The sequence below is a fragment of the Streptomyces fradiae genome, assembly GCF_041270065.1.
GTDB lineage: Bacteria > Actinomycetota > Actinomycetes > Streptomycetales > Streptomycetaceae > Streptomyces.
Map to the genome: position 1 here is coordinate 7,877,440 of NZ_CP065958.1, position 6,357 is coordinate 7,883,796.

A 6,357-nucleotide genomic window follows, 5' to 3' on the forward strand; every position below is an offset into this window, starting at 1 on the left:
ACCGTCACGCGGGCCGGGCCCCGAGGTGGCGCAGCGCGGACGCCGCCGCCCCCGCACCGCACATGCCGTGCGCCCCCGGACCGGGCGGAGTCGCCGCCGAGCACAGGAACACGCCGGGCACACCCGTGGCGTACGGGTCGAACGCCGGACGCGGGCCGAGCAGCAGCTGAGGGATCGTCTTGGCCCCGGTGATGATGTCGCCGCCGGCGAAATTGGGGTTGCCGGCGGCGAAGTCCAAGGGCCGGGTGACCCGCATGCCCACGACCCGTTCACGGACACCGGGCGCGAACCGCTCAAGCTGTCCGAGGATCGCCTCGGTCGCGTTCCCGTCGTACCCGTGCGGCACATGGGCGTACGTGAACACGGGGTGGACGTCGCCCGCCGAGCGCGAGGGGTCGGCCAGATACTGCTGGCCGACAAGCACGAAGGGCCGCTCCGGCATCCGCCCGGCCACCACCTCCCGCTCCAGACCGGCCACTTCCGCGAGCGGGCCGCCGAGGTGGACGGTGACGGCGCGGCGGGACGGCTCGTTCGTCCAGGGCACTCCGCCCTCCACCGCCAGGTCCAGCTTGAACGCGCCCGGCGCGCGCCGGAAACGCCGGTAAGCACGCCGTACCCGCCCCGGCAGCCGGTCACCGTAGAGGGCGGCCACCTGGCCCGGATCGAGGTCGAGCAGCGTCACGTCGGCGGGCGGGATCTGCGCGGCGTCGGTGACGCGCACCCCCGTCCGGACCACGCCGCCGTACGCGCGCAGCGCGCCCTCCAGGGCAGCGGCGATGGACCGCGAGCCGCCTTCCGCCACGGCCCAGCCGGCCGCGTGCCCGGCGGTGAGGATGCCCAGCGGGATCGCCGAGGTGAACGGGCGGGACAGCGGGCGGAAGTTGTGCGCCGCCACGCCCGCCCACAGCGCCCGCGCCTGCGGGGTGCCGAAGAGCCGGGCGAGGACCGTGGCCGGCAGCGCGGTCGGCAGACCGAAGCGGGCCAGCAGCAACGGGTGCGCCGGGACCCGCAGCAGGGGCCCCATCGTGTCCTCGGCGAGCGCGTCCCAGGCCCGTACCGACGGGGCGAACAGGGCCCGGTAGCGGTCGCCGTCGGTACCGCCGAGCAGACGGGCGGTCTCCTCGACGGAACGCAGCAGGACCCCGGCGCTGCCGTCGTCGAGCGGATGGGTGCAGTCGACGTCCGCCGTCCGCCAGCGCAGGCCGTGCCGTTCGAGTCCGAGCGCGCGCAGCGCGGGGGAGGTGACGGCCATCGGATGGATGGCCGAGCAGTGGTCGTGCAGCAGCCCGGGGACGATGGCCTCGTGGCTGCGGGTGCCGCCGCCGACCTCGTCCGCGGCCTCCAGAAGCGTGACGTCCAGGCCCTCCTTCGCGAGGAGGGCCGCGGCGGCGAGCCCGTTGGGCCCGCCGCCGACGATGACGGCGGAGGTCATGACGCGGTGTCCAGATCTATGGGTGCCACGGCGGAGGGGCGCCGGCCGCGGCGGGTGCAGCGACCGTACATCGTAGACCGGGTGCTCCGTGCCGCCGGTGGGCCACGGCCGGCGGTCCGCTCGCCAGCAGGCCGGGGAGCAGCCGCGCGTCTGAGCTCCGCGCGCACCGGCGCGCCGCCCGCGGCGGTCACACGCGGTGCCGGCCGTCCGTCGCGTCTCTCTACCTCACCGACCCGGGGCGCCGTGCCGTCTTCGTCGACGCTGTGCGTGAGGTGAACCCGAAGGCCGACACGGAACTGCTGCACGTACGCCGGAGGCGAAGTCCCGGCAGCGGCTCAGGAAGGAGATGACGGCGCTCGTCAGCCGCAAGGAGCTGCCCTTCAATGTCGAGATGGCGAGCAGCACGGTCGACGGCGGCGCGATCGACCTCGGCGTGGACGACGCGATGGCCGCGCGGGAGTACCTCGCCCGGCCCGCCGTCGCGAAGCAGCTCACGCAGGCCGGGTCCACGCCGGTCCGGGTCCGGCAGTCGCCCGCGATGGTGCCGCTGAGCGGCCGGTGGGACGACACCTCGGCGTTCCACGCGGGGGCGGCGCCCACATCTTCGGCAGCGCCGGCGTCCCGCACAACGGCGGCGCCGTCGCGCGGACCGGCGACAGCGGCGGCCCCGTGATCACGATCAACGACCCGAACTCCCGGCAGCCCGGATCCGGTCCGGCCGTACGGAGCGGGCGAGGCCCGCCCCGTACGGCCTCACGTCACTTGAGGTACGGTCCGGCCGTGCCGATCCTGCCGGGGCCGTTCAGGACGTACACCCGCAGGTTGCCCTTGCCGGGTGCGGCGACGGTGAGACTGCCGTTCGTGACGGTGCGGACGTCGCCGGTGACGGCGTCGGTGTACGTGCCGTTCGGGATGCCCGCGAAGGTGGCGCCGCCCGAGACCGTGACGAGCGCGAAGCTGTCCGTCGAGCCGCTGGTGTAGCGGCGCTTGAACGCCATGCCGCCCGAGACGCCCTCGGTGGAGTACTGGCCCATCTGCAGCGCGGGGATGGCGCGGCGGATCTGGTTGAGCCGCTGCACGTGCCGCACCAGGGGCTGCTGGAGGGTGGTCGCGACCTGACCGCTCGCCGCGGAGACCTGGGAGAAGTCGGAGGCGGTGACGGAGCCGGCGACATGGTCGCCGAAGTAGGCGCGGCCGGTGTCGGCGAGCGGGCAGGTGGGCCCGCAGTCGATCTTCTTGCCCTTCTGGAACTCGATCTCGGACCCGTAGTACAGCGTCGGGATGCCGCGGAAGGTCCACATCAGGGACATGTTCTCGGCCCAGGCGTCGGTGCCGCCCGCGTACCGCTCGCTCGACTTGTTGGGGCCGTAGTCGTGGCTGTCGACGTAGACGACGTTGTAGGTGGCGTCGTTGTAACTGTCGTCGGAGTCCTTGCCGTTGGAGAAGGCGTTCTGCGCGTCACCGAAGTTCATGTGCATGCGCATATCGATGACGTTCATGCCGGAGAACCGGCTGTGGTCGGGCGAGTGGTAGCTGTTGCCGTTCAGGAAGGCGTTGGTGGAGGTGGGCTGGTTGCCGGTGCCCTGCTGCTGCTCGTAGTCGTACATCTCGAGCGCCGCCTTGGTGTCGTCGGCGTCGTACTCCTTGCGCTCCTTCCAGGTGTAGAACTGCGCCGAGTGATTGACCGAGCCGCGGTTCCACTTGTCGTTGACGAAGGCGGCGACCTCCCCGAAGACGAAGAAGTTCGCGGCCGCCTCGGCGCCGTGGCGCTGGGCGACCCGCTCCTGGATGGCGGGCAGGAAGCGGCGGTTCCAGGTGGTGCGGGGGATGTGCACGGCTGTGTCGACGCGGAAGCCGTCGACGCCCATGTCGATGTACTTGTCGTACGCGCCGATCAGGTAGTTCTGGACGGCCGGGTTCTCGGTGTTGAAGTCGGCCAGGTCCTCGTGCAGCCAGCAGGAGCGGGAGTCCTCGCCCTCCCAGTTGCCGATCCAGCACTGGTGGTAGAGCTCCCTGGGAAACATGCCCGAAGTGGGGCTCGGCCACTGGCAGTTGTAGAGGGTGTAGCCCTCGGCGCTCTTTCCTCCGGTCGGCTTGCCCCAGTTCACGCAGGTGTTGCCGGCCGGCTCGGCGGTCGACCACAGGTCGCCGTTGTAGTACGACTTCCCGGTCTTGGCGTCGATGGTCAGGCCGTCGTACTCGAAGCCGGGCTGCTGCTCGTCGTAGTACCAGCTCCACTGGCTGTCCCGCACGCCGTACACGGTCGGCACGAACAGACCCTTGGCGCCCCAGCGGGAGGAGTGATTGTAGACGACGTCCTGGTAGATCTTCATGCCCTTGGCGTGGGCCGCGTCGATGAGGTCCTGGTAGGAGGCGCCGGCGGACTCCAGGCGCGGGTCGACCTTGTAGAAGTCCCAGCCGTGGTAGCCGTGGTAGTCGTAGTCCGAGCGGTTGAGGACCACCGGCGTGATCCATATCGCCGAGAAGCCGAGGCCCTTGACGTAGTCCAGCTTCTGGATGAGGCCCTTGAAGTCACCGCGGAACATGGGGTCGTCGTTGGCCGCGTTGCCCGACTTCACGTGCTGGCTGCCGCCCCGGTTGTTCGACGGGTCGCCGTCGTTGAAGCGGGCGGTGAGGACGAAGTAGATGGGGTCCTTGCGCGGGTCGGTGCCCAGCGGCTTCCCGGGCGCGGGCGTGGCGGGCTTGTCGCCGGTGGTGGCGGTCGCCGGGGCCGAGGCGGCGGAGACGTTCCCGGCGGCGTCCACGGCCTTCACCGTGTAGGTGTACGTGGTGCGTTCGGCGAGCCCGGTGTCGGTGTACACGGTGGAGCCGACGTCGGTCACGACCGTGCTGCCGCTGCCGCCGGTCCGGGTGACCTGGTACGCGGTGACGCCCCGGTCGTCGGTGGCGGGGTCCCAGCCGAGCAGTACGGAGACGCCGTCGGCGGCGGCGGTCACCCGGGCCGGGGCGGTCGGGGCCTGGGTGTCGGGCGGGGCGGCGGCGCAGGGGTCGGCGGCGTTCGCCGTCACCACCCGGTTGCGCACGGTGGAGACGCCCGTGCCGATGGTGTAGTCGGAGCCGCCGTTGTTGTCCCAGGTGCCGTTGCCGTTGTTGAAGGCGGCCTTGAGCGAGGCGGCCGTCCCGAGGTCGATCTCCCGCTTCCACCAGCCGGCGCAGGCGGCTTGCATGCCGACGCCGGGCACGGCGGTCCAGGCGCCGCCCGCGGGCTGGTAGTGGATGTTGGCGGTGGACCAGCCGAGGGCCTCGGTGGAGTAGTAGACGGTCGCCTTCGCGGCGGGGGCGGGGGTGGTGTCCGCGCAGGGGTCGGAGTGGGCGACGACGCCGTCCTTGACGGTGATGTTCCCGGTCCCCAGGGCGTAGTCCTGGCCGCCGTTGTTGTCCCAGGTGCCGCTGCCGTTGTTGAAGGTGGCCTTCAGCCCGGCGGCCGAGCCGAGGCTGACGGTCTTCTTCACCCAGTCGGTACAGGCGGGTTCCATGGCGACACCGGGCACGGTGGTCCAGGAGCCGCCGTCGGGGGCGTAATGCAGGTTGTAGGCGGCCCAGTTCTTCGTCCGCGTCCAGTAGAAGACCGTCGCGGTGTTCTCCGCGACGGCCGCGGCGGGGGCCGTACGGGGTGCGGGTTCGCCGGGCGGCGCGGCGAGCAGGCCGAACAGGCTGGCGGCCACGGCCAGGACGGCCACCGAACGCGCCGGCGGCGGAAGGGGTGTGCGGCTCATCGGAATCTCCAGGCGGAGGTGCGTCCCCTGTGGGCTGGTTGGTCGAGGATGGGGATCAGCCCGTTGGAAACACGATCGGAAAGTTTCTGAAATCTCTTGCGTCGGGCGGAAGTTACCGCCCCCGTGCCTGGAGGTAAAGCCCCTAGGGTGGGTGGACATGACGAGAGTTGCGGTAGTGGGCGTGGGAGCGGTGGGCGGCGTCGTGGCCGCGGGTCTGATGTCGACCGGGCGGCTGGACGTGACCGCCTGCGTACGTTCACCGCTGGGCAGGCTGCGCATCGAACGGCCCGACGGGTCGGCCCTGGAGACGTCCGTCTCCGAGGCCACCGACCCCGCCGAACTGTCGCCCGTGGAATGGGTCGTACTGGCGACCAAGGCCCATCAGACCCCCGCGGCGTCCCCCTGGCTCAGCCGCCTCTGCGGCCCGACCACCCGCGTTGCGGTACTCCAGAACGGCGTGGAACACCGCGAACGCGTCGCCCCCCTGGCCGGCCCCGCCCGCATCGTTCCGGCCGTGGTCGAGATCTCGGCCGAGTCGCGACACCGCGGTCAGGTGCGGCTGTTCGGCCCCCTGCGGCTCACCGTCCCGGGCGCCGACGACGGCGCCGACTTCGCGGCCCTGTGCCAGGGCAGCGGTATCGAGGTCACGCCGGTCGACGACTTCGTCACCGCCGCCTGGGCGAAACTCTGCCTGAATGCCGCGAACGGCGCCGTGACCGCCCTCACGATGCACCGCATGCCGGTCTTCGCCCACCCACGCATCGCCCAACTCGGCCGCGCCCTGGTGGAGGAGGCCCGCCAGGTCGCGCTGGCCTCGGGCGCCCACCTCCCCGCCGACCTCGCCGACCAGGTCCTCACCCGTTTGCGGTCGATGCCGCCCGAGTCCGGCAGCAGCATGCTGTGGGACCGCCTGGCCGGCCGCCAGACGGAGTACGACGCCCGCAACGGCGCAGTGGTCCGCGCCGGCGCCCGCCACGGCATCCCGACCCCGTACAACGAGACCGTCACCGCCCTCCTGGAAGCCGCGAGCGCACCGGGAAACCCTTCGTAGCGTCCGCTGGGGGAGACGGCGATGAGCCCCGGCGTACGGCCTGGCGCCGCGATCTCCGACCACGCGGCGCTCGCGACACCCGCCAGGGAGCCCACCAACACCTCGCCGGCTGGTGCGGGCCGATATCCACAGCCGCC

Annotated in this window: 4 protein-coding genes; 2 read left to right on the top strand and 2 right to left on the bottom strand. The window is 72.0% G+C overall.

Annotation, left to right across the window (positions count from 1 at the left end; all coding sequences use genetic code 11):
• Nucleotides 1-4 precede the first annotated feature (4 nt).
• Nucleotides 5-1,432, bottom strand: a complete 1,428-nt coding sequence (locus JAO84_RS35800; RefSeq protein ID WP_370416612.1) for a phytoene desaturase family protein — start codon at nucleotides 1,430-1,432, stop codon at nucleotides 5-7.
• 346 nt (nucleotides 1,433-1,778) lie between these two features.
• Here JAO84_RS35800 and JAO84_RS35805 point away from each other — a divergent pair, with 346 nt between their 5' ends.
• Nucleotides 1,779-2,105: a hypothetical protein gene (locus JAO84_RS35805; RefSeq protein WP_370416613.1), complete on the top strand. Its 327-nt coding sequence runs from the start codon at nucleotides 1,779-1,781 to the stop codon at nucleotides 2,103-2,105.
• Between the two features lie 85 nt (nucleotides 2,106-2,190).
• On the opposite strand, the gene JAO84_RS35810 is transcribed toward JAO84_RS35805, so the two are convergent.
• A complete protein-coding gene (locus JAO84_RS35810; RefSeq protein ID WP_370416614.1) occupies nucleotides 2,191-5,169 on the bottom strand; it encodes a carbohydrate binding domain-containing protein in 2,979 nt (992 codons plus the stop codon).
• Between the two features lie 157 nt (nucleotides 5,170-5,326).
• Here JAO84_RS35810 and JAO84_RS35815 point away from each other — a divergent pair, with 157 nt between their 5' ends.
• The gene (locus JAO84_RS35815) at nucleotides 5,327-6,220 is read left to right on the top strand and encodes a 2-dehydropantoate 2-reductase (RefSeq protein WP_370416615.1); all 894 of its coding nucleotides are present in this window, start codon (nucleotides 5,327-5,329) and stop codon (nucleotides 6,218-6,220) included.
• Nucleotides 6,221-6,357: the final 137 nt, after the last annotated feature.